Here is an 18938-nt window from a genome sequence, read left to right as displayed (position 1 = left end):
GGGCTATCCTACACTTTGCTACAAGAGAATGCGGTCAACTTGTGCATTATCTTGACGAATGGGATAAAGGGCCGGCCCACTTCGTTGTTTTTGTATGCTGAGCGCTTCAATTTAGCTTTTGTGAGGATGGATTAGGATCTGGATTTTGCCGTGGAAATGTCGATCGTGCGCTGTTATTTTATAGGGATGCCGGGCTGGCTCCATTCGGGAAATCATGAGCCGTACAGCAAATAAATTTAAGTTGTTGTGTTTTTAATAAATATGCTAATTATTTATATACAGCGTATTGTATGTTTTATATCAATTAAAAGTACAGATGTTGTTTTGTCTTATAAAGGTCGCTAAGGTGTCTTTGAAAAGACGATATGTGGGAGGAAAGGATGAAATAATTGTGGAAAAAAATCCATAAATTAGGGGAACTAAACAAGCTGTTTTATGAATGTAAAATTTATCCTAAAAGCTTTCTTATTATTTGCGTTTTGCCTGATCCATGTAATCGGTCATACGCAGGAGAGCAACAACAATAAGAAATTGTGGGCAAAATCAATTTTGAATCAAAAGGCGCCAAAACTTGAGGTCGAGCAGTGGCTCACAGATGTGCCTGATACAAAGGGTAAGTTTATCCTTATTGATTTTTGGGCTACTTGGTGTGGCCCCTGCCGGAAAGTAATTCCCGAACTCAATGAATGGCATAAGAAGTATGGTGATAAACTCGTGATCATTGGCCTTTCGGATGAAAAAGCAGAGGTCATTAAAAAGGCGAAGGAGATTAAAATAGATTATTTCTCAGCGATCGATACGAAAGCGAAGTTGAAGAAACAGCTCGAAGTACAGGGAATCCCACACTGTATTTTAGTAGATCCGGATGGCATTGTACGCTGGGAGGGTTTTCCGACGTTAGAGGGGCATGAGCTCACCGATGATGTTGTTGCTGATATCATCAGAAAGTATTCCAGGAAGCGCGGGAGATTCAAAGATAGCAGTCCATATTTTCTGCGACAGGAAGAAGTGATGTTGGCTGGATTGTAAAAAGTCTTCCATATGCCAGACCGATAAGTCGTCCGATTTTTTGCGGTACTTGGGTATGGAATGGATAAAAAAAAGTGTAACGGTTGCCCGTTACACTTCGCAAGAAGATAAATAAATTATCTTCTTGTGTGTTTACTTAATTATGCGATACGTACGTTAACTGCATTAACGCCTTTTTTACCGTTTTCTACATCAAATGTTACACTGTCATTTTCGCGTACTTCGTTGATTAAACCAGATACGTGTACGAAAATGTCGTCTCCACCACCAGCAGGCGTAATAAAACCAAAACCTTTTGTTTGGTTGAAGAATTTAATAGTTCCTTCTTGCATTGTTTTATAAATTATATTAAAGTAATCTGTACTGCACTATTGTGATAAATGAATATGAACAATAGTTAATCGATTTTTTGCAAGAAATAGGATTTGATTTTAATGATCTTGGATTGACTCAAGTCCAAAAAGGTCTTTACCTCCGTTTTGCTAACAAAAAAGCTTCTGAAAATGCGAAAACTGAGTGTTAAGTATAACTTGACGATTTCAGATAAGCAAAGGCGGAGCCGATTATAATACAAATTTAAGTATAAAATATTGATATATACAGTGTTTTGTTATTTTTTATGAAATAAATCCTATGCAGGCTCTGTGTTAGCATAATAGCTACACGATGTAGTCGCAAAATTACATTAAACCCGATAAGTAAAAGCATTGATATTCATACCGGCGCCAACAGACGCAAATAGGATGATATCGCCTTCTTGCAGGGATTGATTGTCTAACTGACCACGGGCAATGAGATCATAGAGCGTAGGAATGGTTGCCACGCTGCTATTTCCAAATGTATGGATGGTCATTGGCATAATATCGGGCGGGGGTACTGTACCGTATAGTGCATAAAATCTCATCAGAATGGCTTCGTCCATCTTCTCGTTGGCCTGGTGGATCAGTATTTTTTTGATTGCCGTGATATCGATATGCGCTTTTTGGAGGCAAGCCTGCATGGCTAAAGGAACTTTGCTGAGTGCAAACTCATAGATTTTGCGTCCTTTCATTTTAATATACCGTATATCAGGGTCTTGCTCTTGTTGATAAGAGCTTCCGAAATTTATATAGTTCGCTTCCTCAAGCGCATAAGTTGCGCTTTCATGCGATAGGAGCCCTTGCTCTGTCGTGGTGGCTTCGATGATTACAGCGCCAGCACCATCCGCATAGATCATCGAATCTCTGTCAAAAGGATCTATAACACGGGAAAGCGTTTCTGCGCCAATGACCATACAGCGCTTTGCCATACCTGATTTTATGAAAGCGTTGGCATGCAATACGCCTTCGTTCCAACCCGGACAGCCAAATAGTAGATCATAAGCCACACATTTTGGATTGCTGATACCGAGCTTTTTCTTCACCCTGCTTGCTAAACTGGGTACAGTATCCGATTGGATTTTGCCAGATTGCACATCGCCATAATTATGTGCAACAATAATATAGTCCAATGTTTCCGCAGCTATACCGGCGTCTTCAATGGCACGTTGACCAGCTAGGAAAGCAAGGTCTGAAGCCACTTGGTCAGGATCGGCGTAGCGGCGTTCCTCAATGCCGGTGATTGCCTTAAATTTTTCAATGACAGAAGCCGGCTCCTTGAACGGCAACCCATTTTCATCCAAAAAAAGATGGTCGGCGAAGTCTGCATTGGTTATTTTTTTTGATGGAATATAACTGCCAGAACCGATAAATCTAATGTTCATAATTGTTTCTCCGTACGTATTGTGTTTAAATATATTTCGACGATCATCCCCTTATGCTATGCTGATTCCTTATGGTCGTATACATTCACATTTCTGGCGGCTTATTTCCTTCTCAGCCTTAATTTACTAAATATTATCGGGATGGCGCTAATTTTCTTTCTCACACCAGTCCAGCAGTGGCTTGTATAAGCTCTGAATATCTTTCGGGTTATTGTCTTTATACAGGCGGAACAATTCGGCGTTAAATTCATCTGCTTTGGGAAATCCTTTTTTATTGACCATCATATCGTTGACGTTTTCAACAATCTGGCCAAAAAGATCATGATCATTTCCAAACTTATCGTAACAATATAAGATGAAAAGCCCCCAGGTTAAATACTCATCAAATACTTTTACCGGACTTGGATAATGAACTGTACTTTTGTTTTCTATATCGACCCATAAGTCCCTATTATTGAATATGGTATCAATCTGTTTTTTGTTTTTTTCGCTCAATGGACCTACGTAGTTGTGGTCTATCTCCGTAAAAATAATGCGTGTATTGAATGCTTTTTTGAATTTGGGGCTCCAGGATTCGTCTTCGCGGAGGGTGGGTAAAAAAAGCAAAATTTCTTTGAAACCTTTGTACTTGAAGGTGTGGGTCGCATTCATTCCGGCAATCAGGGGGGAAGTCAATACACGATAGCTATTGATTGTATAATCGAATTTCTTTTCTAACCATTCTTTTTGCTCGGCAATGGAAGCATACTCCTGATATGCTGTACGAAGGCTGTCGTAATAGCCTTGATGCTCTTTGTAGAATGTCCGGTATCCACTCTGTCTGGCGAATTCTTCCAGGTCGTTTTTGTAAGCGGGGATAGGATTTGATTTCACCTGATAATTTCCAACTCCTCTTGCTGGAAAAATATAGATGTTTGTAGGTACTAATTGGTCGTTTTTGAACTTAAAGCCATATACATTGGCCGCTAAGAGGAAATAGTTGGTTAGATTCTCTCGCAGCTGCTGGTCAAATTTCTTTACGATAGGCAGATTGGAAAATGGGGTGAAATGCGCTTTGACCTCTTCAAAATACGCCGTATTCTGCTTGGTCATGTTTGGATTTTCCTTACCAAAGTCAGTTATCGCAAAGATAATATAGATGAGTTCCTGTGCCTCATTGATTTCAACAGTTGTCTTGCCGTCGTTTTGGGCAATATAGGCTTTGCTAAAATCGACGTCTTTTTCTTGGCAGATGGCCAGGTTAGCTAGTAATACAAAGCATATTAAAATAAAAAAGATATTCCTTTTCATCGTATCGTTATTTCATATAATTATTGATAAGACATGTTGCTGATAGCGTAACGTTTTAACTGTTATGGTCATGTCTGATTGGGGATTTCACTATGAAATGAAATATTCCCGACTGCAATTATAGGGAGTTTTCTGCTTGTTTTATAATAAAATTTGTACAATCAGAAATGAATTCTGCTAATTGAAGAGGTTATATATTCAATTTGTTTAATTTAATATTGATCTTAACTTAATACAGAGGAAACCTTGTGCTTTTATTTTTGACAGCGCAATGGAACACATTCAGCCTATCAAATCTTCCAATCAGAAAAGCTTCAATCTCGTATACGAAAAGTACCATCGACAGATTTACGGTTTTGTACTCAAGCGTACGCAATCGGATTATATTGCAGAGGAGGTAACGCAGCTGACCTTTATCAAACTCTGGAACCAAAGGGAGAAGCTCGACGAGCAGCTCAGTATTCTGTTGCAGCTTTTCGGTATGGCGCGGCAAGTCATGATCGATCTGCTGCGCAAGGAGGCTACACGTTTCAAATACGAAGGGCAGACAGCAGTGACACCTTTTACCGATAGTCTGATCCGGGCAATTGAAAATAAAGACCTTTTGCGTATGATGGAAAAAGATATCCAGAATATGCCGACGATGCGTCGGAAGGTCTTTGAACTGAGCCGTAAAGAAGGTCTTTCCCATAAAGAGATTGCCGCTCAATTTTCAATTTCCACAAAAACCGTGGAACAGCATATTAGTAAAGCACTTCTTCAACTCAAACAACATCTCTATTCCATTATGCTATAAGTCCTTTATGTTAAGTATCGGCGCCCTTTATTAAATAATTGTTAAGAACTAAGGGATGTCGTGCTGGCCTGCGTAATAGGAGTATGAAGCATGATAAAAAGCAGCATCAGATCAAAAAGAAGATCTGGAAAATGCCCTTCCTCGTGAACGAACTTTTCAAGGACGAAGATTGGGAGAAATTTGATAGCACAGCAATGGAGGAGCCTGTGCCTACTGAAACGATGAAAACGCTTATACAGGCTGCCATTCAAAATCAGGAAAAAGCGCAGGATCGAAAGGCATTACATCGGTATCGGTTGGTAAAGCTACTGCGATACAGTGCCGCAGCTGCAGTTCTCTTTTTCTTTTCCTTCCATTTTGTTACCTGGTGGACAAAAGATTCAGTTGTACAGCCAGATGCTCAGCGGTCCACTGCTAAACCAGTTATAGCGCATCAAGATACAGTCTGGACTTCAATAGAAAATAAAAATCCCTATAGTATAACGCTGGATCTACCCGATGGATCCCATGTGCGGTTGTTCGCACAAAGCCATATTCGCTATGTAAAAAATTTTGTTGCCAATGCCCGTGATATTGAACTTAGCGGTAAAGCCTACTTTGATGTAGCATCGGATCCGAAACGCCCATTTTCGGTGTTTGCCAGCGGGACTAAAACAACGGCGCTTGGTACATCCTTTACCATTAATACCAAATTGAAGCGTCAGGCTATGACTGTGGCATTACATACAGGTAAGGTGCTTGTATCCTCGCTTACAAACGGTTTCAAACAGATTTTTTTAGCTGACCCGGGCCAAAAGCTGACGGTTGATTCACGAGGTGCAACAAGAATTGAAGCCGTCAATAAAAAACAGCCATTGAACATGCCTGATCTGTCTGCCCCGGATTTGTTAAATCTGAAAAATACACCGATGCCTGCTGTGTTAAAGGCGTTAGAAACAGCATTTGAAAAACAGATCCATTTGGGTGACAAGGGTATTGCCGCCATCCATTATACAGGTGAGATTGATGTACATCACGATTCATTGAAGGATATCTTGACAACAATCTGCTTGATCAATGAATTGCGCTTTGTCGCCAATGCGGATGGAAGTTATACGCTATACAAACAGGAAAATACAATTACTGAACATCTAAACAACTAACAGATATGCTCAACAAGAAAAATCCACAAAAAAAGAACCTGCTTATTTTTGCGTTGCTTTCCGCTGGACTTACCCATGTACATGCGCAGCAGCAACAAGTGAAAGGAGCTGTACAAAATGAAAAGGGCGAGTTTCTCCCTGGAGTCAGCGTTAAGGCCATTCAGGATAATGGAGGTCCAAGTGTGACCACCAGTACAAATAGCCAGGGGCTATTCCATTTTCAGAATTTAGTAGAACATGCAGGCTATCGATTTGTGTTTTCGGCGGTAGGATTTCAGTCCGATACGTTATCGGGTTATGTCGTTGAAGCAAGAAAGCCTTTGTCGTTGAGTGTGAAGCTTCAGCAGAGTGCGGTTAAACTGGATGAGGTCGTCATTGGCTATGGCCGTGTATCCAGAAAGGACCTGACGAGTTCCATCAGCACCATCAAAGCAGAAGATGCGAACGTCGGCGTATTTACTTCGCCAGCACAGATGCTGCAGGGGAAAGTTGCCGGCCTGACGATTTCGAGCAACAACAGTAATCCCAATGCTACGCCTTCCGTTAGTCTCCGGGGAGCTTCAACGCTACGTAGTGGTGAAGCGATGGAACCCTACTATGTGATCGATGGGGTCCCGGGCGCTTCGCTGGCTTTGGTAGCGCCCGATGATATAGCCTCTATTGACGTGCTTCGTGATGCCTCAGCGACCGCAATTTATGGTTCAAAAGCGGCCAATGGCGTTATTATCGTTACAACGAAGCGTGGAAAATCAGGGCAGACCAATATCAATTACAACGGCTATCTGGCGATCGATAAAGTGGCTAAGCATTATGAGATGATGAATGCAGCGCAATACCGGTCTTATGTCAATGATAATGGATTTTCGATGGAACCAACGGACGACTTGGGGGCAGATACCGATTGGCAAAGAGCTGTTGAGCGAACAGGGATATCGAACAACCATAATATATCCATTCTTGGAGGTGCAGAAAAAACACAGTATAGCATTAGTCTCAATACCATCAAAAACAATGGCGTTATCAAAGGGACTGATATGGGGCGGCAGATTGCTCGAGCGTTTTTGCAGACCAAGGCGCTGAATAATCGGCTGACGGCTTCTTTCAATATCAACGCAAGTATCACCAAGCAGAATGATGTGCTTGCTTTGGATCAGGGACTCAGCGTTTATGATGCGATGTACTATTACCTGCCTGTATCGCCGGTCCGAAATACCGATGGTTCCTGGTTTGAAAAAGCCGACCGTTCGCAATATGCCAATCCACTTTCCTTAATTGAAGAGAATACAAATTTTTCTAAAACTAAGGTGCTCCAAGCGCATGCGAAACTGGGCTATGAGATCTTGCCCGGGTTAACCTATAATATTGATCTTTCGCTGCAAAATAGGCAGTTTAACAATGCTCAGTACTACTCCATGTTTTCGATGGCAGCACGTGGTCAGAATGGTAAATCTATCCGTGCCGCGGTAGAAGATGAACGGAAAGTGATGGAAATGAACCTGAGTTATGAAAGGACATTCGCCGGAAAACATAAGGTAGCTGCACTGGCAGGTTATTCATGGGAGGAGAACAACAATAACGATGGCTTTCAATTGACGACTTCCGATTATTACAGTGATGATTTGAGTTATTATAATCCGGGTATGGCCAATGTAGTTGATTTGTTGGGCTTTGGGAACTATTATCTTTCCACCTTGCGTATGATATCTGTTTATGGTCGTGTGAATTATGCCTATAATAACAAGTATCTCCTACAGGCGACGGTAAGACGCGACGGTTCCTCGGCTTTCGGAACCAACAATCGTTGGGCGACATTTCCTTCGGTGTCTGCAGCGTGGCGCCTTTCGGAGGAATCATTCATCCGTGAAACCGGAATTTTTGATGACTTAAAGCTGCGTGCAGGTTTCGGGGTGAGTGGCAACTCATTGGGCTTTGACGCATTTACAGCGCAGTCTGTACGTGGTGCCTCATCCAAGTTTTTCGATTATGTAAGTGCCGATGGTCAGGTAAGCCCATTACGTACTTTGATGGTGCTACGCAATAGCAATCCGAACCTCAAATGGGAAACAACCAGTATGATTAATCTAGGCCTGGATTTCGGGTTTCTAAAAAATCGTCTGACAGGGTCTTTGGAGGTCTATAAAAAGAAAACAAGTGACCTGATTTATGATTATCAGGTAAGCAAATCGAAATATATTTATCCAACGCTGACTGCCAATGTTGGTGAAATTGAGAATAAGGGGATTGAACTGAGTCTGAATGCAAAGGCCATTGATAAAGAGGATTTCAAATGGAATACCGGATTGGTGCTGTCGCACAATACCAATAAGGTGGTGAGCATTGCCAACGAGCAGTTTACGCAGGATTATATCGAATTGTCGGATCTCGGTGGGGCTGGGCAGACCAATGTATTTCAGCAGAGGCTGACACCGGGAGCACCTATAGGTCAGTTTTATACCTGGGAATGGGCAGGCTACAACGATGAAGGGGTGTCGGTATTCTATACCAGAGATGAGAAAACGGGCGAGCGTACAGGCGAAACAACCACAACGCCACAGAAGAAAGATCAGGCTGTGACGGGAAGTCCACAGCCCAAGTTGACACTGGGTTGGAACAATAGCTTTTCATATAAGAATTTTTCTTTAAATGGAATGTTCCAAGGTGCTTTTGGACAGAAAATTATGAACGCTACCCGAGCGCGCCATTCAAACGTTGTTGGTAATGCTGGGCAAAAAAACGTGCTTGCCAGCGTTGTGGAAACCGAGCGCATGACGGATATCAATGCACATTACCTATCGGATCGTTACCTGGAGAATGGAAGCTATCTACGCTTGGCTTATGTTACGTTGGCCTATACGATACCGATGAAAAATATACCGATTAAAAACCTAAGAGTATATGCAACGATGAACAACGTATTTGTGCTGACGAAATATAAAGGTATTGATCCCGAGGTGGGCTTGGGAGGCCTAACACCGGGAATTGATAACCGTCAGACCTACCCACGGACGCGAACGTTTATGTTTGGCCTTAACTTTAATTTATAAGACAGACCTGTGGGATGGAAAACTTCTTATCGAAACAATCCTGTTGACATAAATGGTGCATGCCACATGGCCTATAGAACAAGAACTAATGTATATGAAACCAACACTATTAATTCGTTTATTAACCTTATCAGCATTGAGTTTTTCGCTGGGATCTTGTACCGATCTGGATGTTGATATAAAATTACAGCTGACGGAATTTCCGGATTCGGAACGTGCAGCCGAGGCAATTCTTGCCGATGTATATGCCGCCTATCGTGGCGCAATGGGGCGCGATCATTGGATGGCCCAAACACTCTCGGCGGATGAAGCAGTGAGTGTTTCCATGGGGACAGACTGGTTTGATGGCGGTCGATACCGCGAATTCCATCTGCACAATTGGAACGCAGACAACGGCCTCTTACCAAGTATCTGGAACGATGCTTCCACTGGAATCACCTTAGCCAATAATGCCATTGCATTATTCGGGGAAGATAAAGAAAAGCTGACGGCACCTGCCCGCGCAATCCGTGCTTATTATTATTTTATACTGATGGATAATTTTGGCGCCGCACCATTGATCACAGGGCCTGTTGATGCTGTCCCCGCACGTTCAAGCCGTGCTGAAATTTGCCGTTTTATTGAGGCCGAATTGCTTGCGGTGAAGGATTTGTTACCGACCACAGTTTCTGTAGCAACCTATGGAAAAGCAACGAAATATATGGCCGAAGCATTGCTGGCTAAGTTGTACCTCAACTGGGCTGTTTATACGGCTACGGACGTAGCCAATTACAATCCAAGTATACAAAATGAAAAATTAAATGATGTGGTTGCGATGTGCGACCAGATTATTTCCTCAGGACAGTTTAACCTGACAAGCCACAAGTTTATGGCCAAATTCCGCCCCGATAATGGTTATCAGGTAAAGGATTTTATATTTGCCATACCCTATGATCGTGAAAAACAGCAGGGTATGACTTATTCGCGCTTCTGGATACATCGAAGTGCCCAAAATCAGTTTGCAACATTGCCTCAAAGTGTTGGGGGGACTTTCCGTGTATTACCAAGCTATTTGGAGAAATTTAATCTGGAAGGCGACGAAAGAAATGCCTCATACATCGGCGGTAAGCAATATTATTGGTCAAATTATACAGAAGATAAGACTCGTCCTTTTCTGATCAGAACTTCCAAACGCGGCATAGATCAGGATTATAATGCTGCGGATGCAGATGCGCAGTTTGATTGGCAACTGGAGACCACTAAAGAAATTACTTTGCGTTCGGATGGTGCGGCCACGCTGAATGTAGGTAATGACCAAAAGGGACGCTCGATGGGGTACAGATCCATTAAGTTTTATATGGACGTAGCCGTTACATCAGCCAATCAGCGTAATCAGAGCAATGATGTACCTGTATTTCGCTATGCCGATATCCTGTTGATGAAAGCGGAGGCTATACTCCGTGGGGCTACCGCGACCAATGGTCAGACCGCACAATCTTTGGTTAATCAGATCCGAGCCTATGTCAATGCACCTGTACTCACGGCTGCCCCAAGTCTACAGGATCTGTTGGATGAGCGGGCACGTGAGTTTGCTGATGAGTCCTGGCGTAGAAATGACCTGATCCGTTACGGAAAATTTGAAGATAACTGGGGATTCCGATCGCTGTATCCTGCCGGCATGAGCGAGAAGTTCCGTCGTATTTTCCCTGTACCAACAACTGTATTAAACGTAAACACCCACTGGCAACAGAATCCTGGTTATTAAAATCTATTGATGAAACGCAGAACTTTTATGAAAAATTCCCTGGGCACGGCGATTACAGCCGGCCTGGGCGGAATTACGCTCAGTAGTTTCGGTCTGACAAAACCTACGCAACTTGAAAGCGAAGATATACAACAGCTTTTGAAACCCAAAGATGCCTATGATCTTCATTTTATGGCTGTAGGCGACTGGGGACGCAATGGTGCCGACCATCAGTTGGCTGTAGCGGGGCAGATGGGCCAATGGGCCGATCAGCATCCCAATGACTTTATCATTTCTACCGGTGATAATTTTTACCCTTCCGGAGTGGTCAGTGAACATGATCCCCTGTGGCATTATTCGTTTGAAAATATCTATACCGCATTTTCGCTGCAATGGGACTGGTATCCCATTTTGGGAAACCACGATTATAAATCAGATCCCGATGCACAGGTACGTTATAGTACGATCAGCAGACGTTGGAAGATGCCTGCGCGTTATTACAGCAAGACATTTGCACTTAAGGATGGAAAAAAAGTACTGATGGCTTTTATCGATACTAATCCGATGATTCCTGAATTTTACAGTAACAGCGAGTATGGGCCACATGTTGCGGGACAGCAAACCGAGAAACAGCTGGCCTGGCTAGATCAGCTACTGGAAAATTCGGATGCCCATTGGAAAATTGTCGTCGGTCATCATCCGCTGTATACGGCGGGGCCGCGGACGACGAATTACGACACCCTGGCGGTTCGAAAAGTCTTGGAGTCTATCTTTGAAAAGCGGGGAGTAGATATCTACCTTTCAGGACATGAACATTCGCTGCAGCACTTAAAAGTGGAAGGCAAGAAGTTTCATCAGTTTATCTCGGGGGCAGGGTCAGAGGTGACGCCTGTAAAAACCGATCTGCCGTATAGTCGTTTTGCGAAAGATCAATACGGGTTTTTCTCTTTCTCGATCAGTAGCGAAGAAATAGCTTGTCAGGTGATCAGCCATGAGGGGATGGAGCTGTATCGGACAGTGCTTACAAAAGTATAAGGTCAGAAGGCAGGAGGTGTGGAGCGGATTCGTTCTTGCTTCGTACCTTATTCGGATGCGATACAGATATTGTACAGCTGCTGAACAGCTATCGTACAGACCCTGAACAGGAATTACCTGGTCAGAATTTGGTCAATAATGATCAGCAGATTGTCGAGCTCCGAAGGTGGTCCGAACACAATACGAACACAACCCGAATACATTGGCGCTCGAGGTAAAAAAACAGACTACTCTGGGCTAAAAAAGCGGATTGGATTGAAAAAGGTCTCATTGAATAGAAGCATTCATCTAACATACTTTTTTGAGCGTTAGATGAATGCTTCATACGTTGTGTTATATAGATATGCTGCAGGACTTCGCTGCGAAAAAGAATACAGCGAGCCATATGAGTCCTTTGGCCAGAAAGAAGAGAAATGCTCCAATTCCGGCACGCTTAAGCCATTTAGATTTGTTGTCTTTTTGCTCCATTTATGGGATTAAACACGAACACTCCAATTTTAGTTCGCACTGGCAATAGGAGTGAATACTTCGCCAAAGTTATAAAAAGTTTGGTTAGCAATCTCTACTGCGCGATCATAAGTGGCCGGATCTTCTGAATATTTGTTTAATACCGCTGTAAATCCAGCCCACATGTCACGACTATTTTCGCCATAACCTTCGAAGAAAGAAGTTCCTTTGGTAACGCCATATTTGTTGAGCATCTGCACGATATACGGACCACCCATGATTGAACCTTCTAGGACATATAATGATGCAAGTGCTTCCTGTACATTTGCTACAGCTGGTGCATTTGCTTCTGGCAGGTTATCTACGTTTCCACCCAAAGCTTCGATGTCGCTTTTGATGTAAGATGAGTTGCGGCGTTCGGCCAAATCTGGCAATACTTCTGCGGTAACAAAAGGAGCGATACTATCTTCTACGGCGCGGAAATAAGCATAAAAGCCTTTCAATACTTCTGCGTAATCTGCTTCTGAACGAATATTTTTCAATTGGCGCACGATCGTTCCTTCTACGTTTTGGTGAGCTGCGTGCGTTTGCTCTTTGATATGTTGACTTAACATGTTCTTATTTTTATTTATAACGATTCTATACAAAGATTCGTATTTATTTCCACAAATTTATGCTGTTTTCTGCTTTATCATCTATGAAAAATGGTTTTAATTTAAACATAAGTATGACAAAGTCCGGCTGCAATAAGTTTCTTACTTTAACCTAAAGTTTGTTTTAAGCAAGCGGTCTTCTAACGTTGTGACCGGAAAATAAGTCGTGGATGAAATTGCTGTGAGATTTTCATCTTTTGTAATGTCCTTTAGCGCTGTTGCAAGCCAGGCTTCCTTTGGATCCCCGGGATGGCGGGAGGTTTCTACCGGAGCTAAGGCCAGGTCGACGGGTATTCCATCAAAATAATCACACCAGCCATTGGCATTCCGGATGAGAAACGAGGCCAGGTATACATCGAAATCTCCAATGTGGACTGAAAAAAAACCTACGGGTTTGCCAAAAGTCTGCTGACCAATCAGGCGTATCGGAATATAAGGTTTGAAACTGCTGATCAGGAGTTCGCTTGCCGAAGCCGTGCGTTCAGATACAATGCATGAAAGCTGCTGTAGTGAATTGAAATGTCCCTTTTTGATAAAGTAATGCGTATTGGCTTTTTCACTATAATCTACATCGGCGAGGGTGGCAGGGCGTCCTTTGTATTGGACCACTTTGCCATTTGCATCCAGATAGGGTTGTTTAAGGAGTAGTTTTGCTTTGCCTTGCTGTACATTCGGATGAAATTGCTCGCTGAACATAACTTTTTTATCCAGTTTGGCTGGGCTAATGAGGTTGGCTAAATATTCTGCGGTCTCCACATAACCACCACCGTTATGACGTAGATCGAGGATGAGATGAGTAACTTGCTTTTGAGCCAGTTCGGCTGCAAGCTGATCCAGTTCGGCCTTTACTGTCTGGATCTGGGGAAAGGAGGGAATGTAAACATAAGCAATCCGTTTTTTTCCAGCAGACCAGTAGGACAGGTGTGTAGCATACCTGTAGGGTGTTTCTATGCTGGCCATGTGACCACTACTTTTCTTGTCGTTACGACGACGCTCCAAATATGAATATTTGGGTTTATTCGGGATGGTCGACAATTCGTAAGGTCTATCTTTCTTATACAAAGCGTATTGGCTGAGGGCAAAAAGTGCCCGCTCATAAGCCGTTTGTTCGGGGTCTATCTGTGCATATTTCGTCCGCGGATCAAAAGTGGTATATGAAGGGAGAGATTCCTGCCAGCGGTATAGCTGTTTGGCATACAGGTAGATCGAGTCGAGAGTCAATTCTTTTTTTGTTCCTGTTTTTGGACTAATAAATTCATCGGGCAAAGTTGTTGTTTTACTGCCGTTCTGACAAGCTGTTATAGCAGTTATTATAACTAATAGACCAACTGTTTGGCTGATTCGACTCATTATATAATGTGCATTTTGTTCCTTTTCCTTGTAGTTGATTCGCTACAAAATGGATAATTATCTGAAATTTAATACTTTTTTACTTTTTTATTTAATATAAAAGCCTAATTTTGTGCCAATTTATTTAATTTTTGATGCCTCTGCTACTGTGGAGTACTCAAAATGTCCCAAAGGTATCCCCTTTGGGATTTTTTATTTTAGGGCAATACAGGTCGTTCTGTTTTGTTTGGTACACTGGATAAACTCTCCAAAAAAGCCAAGATATTTTCCTGTTCTTTACTGCTCAATCGGACATTTTGAATATGCGGCGATAAGGTGCCATTGATCTGTTGTCCTGTCTTTTGGGGCATGCCCTGACTCAGCAGGTTGATCAGTTCACCTAAGCTCGAAATACTACCATTGTGCAGGTAGGGTGCAGTATGGATCACATTGCGCAGACCCGGCGTGCGAAATTTACCTTTGTCTGTTTCCAGTCCTGTTGTCTCAAAGCGACCATTGTCCAAGGCACCTTTGCTGGTAACAGCATAGCCCAGGTTATGAAAATCGAGATCGGTAAAGAAGGCACCATTATGGCAGTTGATGCATTTCCCTTTTGTGCGAAACAGATGGAGGCCTTCGAGCTGTGCATCGTTTAATGCCTGGTAATCTCCTTGGATAAAACGGTCAAAGGTGGTTTCACCACTGCTAATTGATCTTGAATACGCTGCTATGGCATCCAGCAATCCTTCGACGCTCATCGTCTGGCTCGAGTAAGCCGCCTCATATAAACGAAGATAGCCTGGTATAGCTTGCAGCTTAGCGGGTAAAGCAGTCGTATTTCCGCCCATTTCGATGGGGGAGTTGATGGCTTCGGCAATCTGCTCTCGATAAGTCGTTGCGCGGCCGTCGTGGAAGAGTTTGCCTTCCAGGTACCAGACATTTTCCATGGAAGGTGTATTGCGGTGATGCAGTGCGATACCATCTGCCGTTGTTTTTTGGTCGATCCAGTAGGTGTCCGGATTATGACATGAAGCGCAAGTCTTCATGCCATTACCGGTGCGGGGGTCGAAAAATAAGGCTTTTCCAAGTGCTACAAGCTCGGCCTTATCTTTCGATGGGTTTTCAGGTAAAGCGGCCAGTTCACGTACCTTGATATTGTTGTACCAAGTGGCAGCCGGCCATTGCGTTACCGATTTACTATATTGTTGACGTAAGGTTTCTTCAGGCAAAGTAGGAGCTTTAGGCTCTTCTGGGACAGAAGCGCTCTTGCTGCAACTGCATACTGCTAGTGCCGCGAAACATGTTGTGATTAAAGGTTTTGTACGATAGCGAAAATATGCGGTCAAAAATATCTTAGGCAAGGTGTTAATTAATTTAAAGAGATGTTAAAATCACCTTCTGATAATAAGTTTCCGTTTTTATCCATCATCTTCAAGGATTTAATTGCGTTTCCCTGTACAGATACGGGAATGGATAGCTTTATCGTCATCGTTGCAACATCAAAGACTACATTGTTGATAGTATATTCGTTATTGAGGTTATCAATCGCTATAAAATGGTCAAAATCTGCCTTGAAATAAAGTTCATAAGTCTCTTTACTGTTTATGTTCAGCACCAGGTCGCCGCCCTTTTTGCCAGTATAATCCTGCCATTTTATGACATTGTATAATGTTGGTAAGAATACCTCAAAAGCATCGGTGAGTTTCGTGTAACGTCCGGAGATCAGTTTGATGTGGTATTTGCCTGGTTTGAGATCTTCTGGAGTATTAAATTGTGCAATAAAAGATGTTGGAGGTTGAGAAAAAGAAAGTAAGGTCTCTTTTCCATCCTTATCGACCAGATAGCCCTTGGTTTGCGCCTCGTCTGGCAAAATATTTTCTCCTCGTACTACCAAATCCTCATTTTTTGGGTAACTAAGGTAATATTTGCCTTCAAGCAGATTCATTTCTGCCTGTACCAGCGGCTGGTTGTACTGGAATACCAATGTATAATTTTTGCTGGAACCATCTTGTGCCCGCACAGTATAGGTAATTGGTTTGTCGGATTGTAACTGTATTGCTGTCCCAGATGCAGGAGTAATTGTCGCTAATTCCGAAATTTTAATAGTGGGCGTAATGCTTTCGGGCTGCTCCACCAAGGGTGGCCAATATAAGATAATCTGGTCATTCACAATACTGGCTGACAAGGTTTTGCCATCAGCATCCTGAATGCTAAAGGATTCGATGTCGTTGTAGGGTAGGCTGGGGTATTCGGTTTTACAGGACCAGCATGTTAATGCTAGCATAAAAATAGCTAGGAATTGAATGATATGTATTTGTTTTTTCAAAAATGAGTGTTGCATAATTTTTTTTGGTTAAAAAATCGTTATGCGGATGATGATTAGGTTATAAAGATCCGCAACCCATCCACCAGGTTGCGGAATCTTTCATTCATTAAATAGGAAGGACTATAATGCCTTAACTTCGATATTGGTATCTGCTTTTACTTGTAATTGACCTGCCACTACTTGTTGGCCAACATTTGTAAAATTAATTAACTTAACAGCATACGAAGCTCCGGAAGAATTTCCGACCAACACTGTCAAAGGTTGGATTGCTTGGTTTGCATGGCTATCTAAATCATATTCATACCATTCGCCACTACCCTGTGATGATACTGGAGTCGCTGTTGCCCAATCTGATGCTGTAACGGAAGCGATGTCTTTTGCTACCGTTCTGATCGAATAAGATCCATTAGCCTTGATCGAACCATTTACATGGCTAAAGAATGCAACTTGGCCAGAGCTACTTAAGCTTTGTGCACCTGTAGCAAGGTCGACATATACTGCAGGCCAAGTTGCTGCAGCTGCTGGGCTCCACCATTGACCTACAACAGTGTAGTTACTATTTGCCTTAGCTTGGTTCAGCGCTAAAGGAGCTGTTGCTGATTCTGTTGTTGGGGCTGCTGCCCATACTGCTGCCGATAGCACAGTCACGGCCATCGCTGATTTTAAGATAGTTTTGATGTTTGAGTTCATGTTGAGATCTCCTCTTGTTTTAATTTATTTAATTTTGATGCCACCATGGCATACTGTGGATGCTTGTTTATGATTCCGTTATTGTACTTGGAGACAACTGTGTCTTTACAACATCGGCCCAGTCTTTAAATTGGAATTTGATCTGTAAGTTATCAAAGGTTCCGATTGGAAGATTTGTTGGTAAGGAAACCGTCATTTCGGTACGGTTATAAGATTTAATGGTCAATGGATAATCCTTTCCATTGAGTGTCATAATAACAGCTGTCGGATCTAAAATCACTTTATCTAAGTTGGCTTTAATGGTCCAGTCTTTATTTTTTGCCAAATTTAGACCCGATAAGCTAACAATTACATCCGGTTGACGATATGTAATTTTGAGCGGATTGGCTAATGTAATGGTATGGTTGATGTTGGTCACCTCTACATCATAAGTGCCTGCTTTAATATCGGATGGAATGCGGTTTTCCCGTTCGGTACCCGTATAGCTTAATTGGTATCCAATCACCGAAACTTTCAAGCTATTGGGCGTAGCCATCTTAAATCGCTCCTTGGTTTCTTGATTAATCAATGCAATACTCACCAATGAAGGATTGGTATGCATAAAGGTTCCATTAATGGCTGGAAAAGCACCTCCAGGGCCTTTTGTAAGCGAAATAGAAGATGTCGATGCAAAAGTCGCTTCAAAAGATGGTGTACTTTGTAATTCAATCTTTAAGCTATAGGTTCTTGTGGTACCTGTAGCGGACTTTACAGTATACGTCTGGTTCTTTTCATCTGTTTTAACAGGTAAAATTTCTTCTGTAATACTGGCTCCATTGGAGAGTGTAATGCTCGGATCTATCACCAATAAACCATAGTAGTAGGGGACATATACGGTAATGGTATTGGCCTCATTGTCGACGGCTCCATAAATAACTTCGTCATTGGGGAGGTTGGTGACTTTGTATTCCAGTATTTTGTCTGCTGGAAGTAAGGCTAATTCTTCCGTTTTGGTGCAGCGGGTTAGCAGCAATCCTACAAAAAGGAAGCTTAAGATGCTGTATAATCTTTTCATGTTAGTTTAGTATCTAATAAGTACGCTATACTTATTTTTTTAGTTAGCAATTGTAAATTTGGTACTGCCAGCTTTGGCAAGTACATATTGGAAAGAAAAGTAGGGTGTAGGCGAATTTGTATACCAATCCTTCGAATCGAGCAGATCTTTGTAGATACTCTGCATTTTGATCTTGGCGTAGTTTCCATTCGCCGTACGGACAACTAGGGTATGCCCTTCTATAGGCCAGCAGACGTGTTTTTTGTTTTCAGCACCCCCGCCTTTGAACGTACCGTTAAAATCATACAGATACCAGCCCAAGCCTTCTCCAAAATCACCGGAGTTATCAGTACCATATGCTTTTTCACCTTTGCGAAACTCGGCGTCTGAAGGGATATCGATTACATCTTCAAACTTTTTCTCGACAATCAGGATTCCGCCTTTGCCTGGTCCACCTTTACCAAATCCATTTGCTGTATTGTTGCAGTTGATAAAACTGCGGTATATTTCTGAGCAAGAGATATCCCACCGTGCGGTTAGTTTATAATCCGGTGTCACAGCTTTGTTCTGTTCCAGGCTGTAATATATTGGTGATTGCGCCGTGGTTGGTGCACTTCCAGCAGGTAAGTCTTCGCCAAAATTCTTAACCGTAATCAAGCG

The 18938-nt window shown here is 42.5% G+C and carries 16 protein-coding genes; 6 read left to right on the top strand and 10 right to left on the bottom strand.

The genetic code is table 11. The features are described 5' to 3' along the window. Window positions 1-435: 435 nt before the first annotated feature. Complete coding sequence (locus tag B2X72_RS09795) at window positions 436-1029, top strand: TlpA family protein disulfide reductase (protein WP_286849416.1); 594 nt, start codon at window positions 436-438, stop codon at window positions 1027-1029. 140 nt (window positions 1030-1169) lie between these two features. On the opposite strand, the gene B2X72_RS09790 is transcribed toward B2X72_RS09795, so the two are convergent. From B2X72_RS09790 to B2X72_RS09780, 3 genes are all read right to left on the bottom strand, one after another. Beyond that, the gene (locus B2X72_RS09790) at window positions 1170-1361 is read right to left on the bottom strand and encodes a cold-shock protein (protein WP_070566486.1); all 192 of its coding nucleotides are present in this window, start codon (window positions 1359-1361) and stop codon (window positions 1170-1172) included. Between the two features lie 353 nt (window positions 1362-1714). After that, window positions 1715-2770, bottom strand: a complete 1056-nt coding sequence (locus tag B2X72_RS09785; protein WP_286849414.1) for a 3-oxoacyl-ACP synthase III family protein — start codon at window positions 2768-2770, stop codon at window positions 1715-1717. Between the two features lie 147 nt (window positions 2771-2917). Then, the gene (locus B2X72_RS09780) at window positions 2918-4060 is read right to left on the bottom strand and encodes a DUF4932 domain-containing protein (protein WP_286849412.1); all 1143 of its coding nucleotides are present in this window, start codon (window positions 4058-4060) and stop codon (window positions 2918-2920) included. 271 nt (window positions 4061-4331) lie between these two features. On the opposite strand from B2X72_RS09780, the gene B2X72_RS09775 reads away from it, so the two are divergent. The 5 genes from B2X72_RS09775 to B2X72_RS09755 all read left to right on the top strand — a co-directional run bounded on the left by B2X72_RS09775 (window position 4332) and on the right by B2X72_RS09755 (window position 11800). After that, window positions 4332-4856 (top strand): RNA polymerase sigma factor, encoded by a 525-nt coding sequence (locus B2X72_RS09775; RefSeq protein ID WP_075992419.1) that lies wholly within the window; start codon window positions 4332-4334, stop codon window positions 4854-4856. Window positions 4857-4939: 83 nt separating this feature from the next. Continuing rightward, window positions 4940-5998, top strand: a complete 1059-nt coding sequence (locus B2X72_RS09770) for a FecR family protein (RefSeq protein ID WP_286849409.1) — start codon at window positions 4940-4942, stop codon at window positions 5996-5998. Between the two features lie 5 nt (window positions 5999-6003). Continuing rightward, window positions 6004-9042 (top strand): SusC/RagA family TonB-linked outer membrane protein, encoded by a 3039-nt coding sequence (locus B2X72_RS09765; protein WP_075992421.1) that lies wholly within the window; start codon window positions 6004-6006, stop codon window positions 9040-9042. Between the two features lie 94 nt (window positions 9043-9136). Further along, on the top strand, window positions 9137-10786 hold the full coding sequence (locus tag B2X72_RS09760; protein ID WP_286849405.1) for a RagB/SusD family nutrient uptake outer membrane protein: 1650 nt from the start codon (window positions 9137-9139) through the stop codon (window positions 10784-10786). A 9-nt stretch (window positions 10787-10795) separates the two neighbouring features. After that, entirely contained in the window at window positions 10796-11800 is a 1005-nt protein-coding gene (locus B2X72_RS09755) for a metallophosphoesterase (RefSeq protein WP_286849402.1), read from the top strand. Window positions 11801-12297: 497 nt separating this feature from the next. Here the strand turns inward: B2X72_RS09755 and B2X72_RS09750 are convergent, their stop codons facing one another. From B2X72_RS09750 to B2X72_RS09720, 7 genes are all read right to left on the bottom strand, one after another. After that, a complete protein-coding gene (locus tag B2X72_RS09750) occupies window positions 12298-12861 on the bottom strand; it encodes a biliverdin-producing heme oxygenase (protein ID WP_088161405.1) in 564 nt (187 codons plus the stop codon). A gap of 141 nt (window positions 12862-13002) precedes the next feature. Beyond that, window positions 13003-14250 carry a S41 family peptidase gene (locus B2X72_RS09745; protein ID WP_286849398.1) on the bottom strand — a complete coding sequence of 416 codons (1248 nt, stop codon included), beginning with the start codon at window positions 14248-14250 and terminating at the stop codon, window positions 13003-13005. Between the two features lie 197 nt (window positions 14251-14447). Next, window positions 14448-15590: a cytochrome-c peroxidase gene (locus tag B2X72_RS09740; RefSeq protein WP_286849396.1), complete on the bottom strand. Its 1143-nt coding sequence runs from the start codon at window positions 15588-15590 to the stop codon at window positions 14448-14450. 8 nt (window positions 15591-15598) lie between these two features. Next, window positions 15599-16513 (bottom strand): DUF5018 domain-containing protein, encoded by a 915-nt coding sequence (locus tag B2X72_RS09735; RefSeq protein WP_248933706.1) that lies wholly within the window; start codon window positions 16511-16513, stop codon window positions 15599-15601. Between the two features lie 162 nt (window positions 16514-16675). Further along, window positions 16676-17245 carry a hypothetical protein gene (locus B2X72_RS09730; protein WP_075992426.1) on the bottom strand — a complete coding sequence of 190 codons (570 nt, stop codon included), beginning with the start codon at window positions 17243-17245 and terminating at the stop codon, window positions 16676-16678. A gap of 67 nt (window positions 17246-17312) precedes the next feature. Next, complete coding sequence (locus tag B2X72_RS09725) at window positions 17313-18299, bottom strand: hypothetical protein (protein ID WP_286849392.1); 987 nt, start codon at window positions 18297-18299, stop codon at window positions 17313-17315. Between the two features lie 39 nt (window positions 18300-18338). After that, window positions 18339-18938 (bottom strand): HmuY family protein (locus B2X72_RS09720; RefSeq protein WP_286849389.1); only part of this gene is annotated, 600 nt, incomplete at its 5' end.

It is taken from the genome of Sphingobacterium sp. UBA7253 (genome assembly GCF_002472745.1).
GTDB lineage: Bacteria > Bacteroidota > Bacteroidia > Sphingobacteriales > Sphingobacteriaceae > Sphingobacterium > Sphingobacterium siyangense.
Note: the sequence above shows the minus strand (reverse complement) of the source record. Positions and strands in the feature narration are given on the sequence as shown.

Excerpts from the sequence above, each read along its gene's own strand:
- B2X72_RS09730 (WP_075992426.1), bottom strand. The coding sequence starts at position 17,245 with ATGAACTCAAACATCAAAACTATCTTAAAATCAGCGATGGCCGTGACT.
- B2X72_RS09780 (WP_286849412.1), bottom strand. The coding sequence starts at position 4,060 with ATGAAAAGGAATATCTTTTTTATTTTAATATGCTTTGTATTACTAGCT.
- B2X72_RS09745 (WP_286849398.1), bottom strand. The coding sequence starts at position 14,250 with ATGAGTCGAATCAGCCAAACAGTTGGTCTATTAGTTATAATAACTGCT.
- B2X72_RS09765 (WP_075992421.1), top strand. The coding sequence starts at position 6,004 with ATGCTCAACAAGAAAAATCCACAAAAAAAGAACCTGCTTATTTTTGCG.
- B2X72_RS09760 (WP_286849405.1), top strand. The coding sequence starts at position 9,137 with ATGAAACCAACACTATTAATTCGTTTATTAACCTTATCAGCATTGAGT.
- B2X72_RS09755 (WP_286849402.1), top strand. The coding sequence starts at position 10,796 with ATGAAACGCAGAACTTTTATGAAAAATTCCCTGGGCACGGCGATTACA.
- B2X72_RS09770 (WP_286849409.1), top strand. The coding sequence starts at position 4,940 with ATGAAGCATGATAAAAAGCAGCATCAGATCAAAAAGAAGATCTGGAAA.
- B2X72_RS09790 (WP_070566486.1), bottom strand. The coding sequence starts at position 1,361 with ATGCAAGAAGGAACTATTAAATTCTTCAACCAAACAAAAGGTTTTGGT.
- B2X72_RS09735 (WP_248933706.1), bottom strand. The coding sequence starts at position 16,513 with ATGCTAGCATTAACATGCTGGTCCTGTAAAACCGAATACCCCAGCCTA.
- B2X72_RS09725 (WP_286849392.1), bottom strand. The coding sequence starts at position 18,299 with ATGAAAAGATTATACAGCATCTTAAGCTTCCTTTTTGTAGGATTGCTG.
- B2X72_RS09750 (WP_088161405.1), bottom strand. The coding sequence starts at position 12,861 with ATGTTAAGTCAACATATCAAAGAGCAAACGCACGCAGCTCACCAAAAC.
- B2X72_RS09775 (WP_075992419.1), top strand. The coding sequence starts at position 4,332 with ATGGAACACATTCAGCCTATCAAATCTTCCAATCAGAAAAGCTTCAAT.
- B2X72_RS09795 (WP_286849416.1), top strand. The coding sequence starts at position 436 with ATGAATGTAAAATTTATCCTAAAAGCTTTCTTATTATTTGCGTTTTGC.
- B2X72_RS09785 (WP_286849414.1), bottom strand. The coding sequence starts at position 2,770 with ATGAACATTAGATTTATCGGTTCTGGCAGTTATATTCCATCAAAAAAA.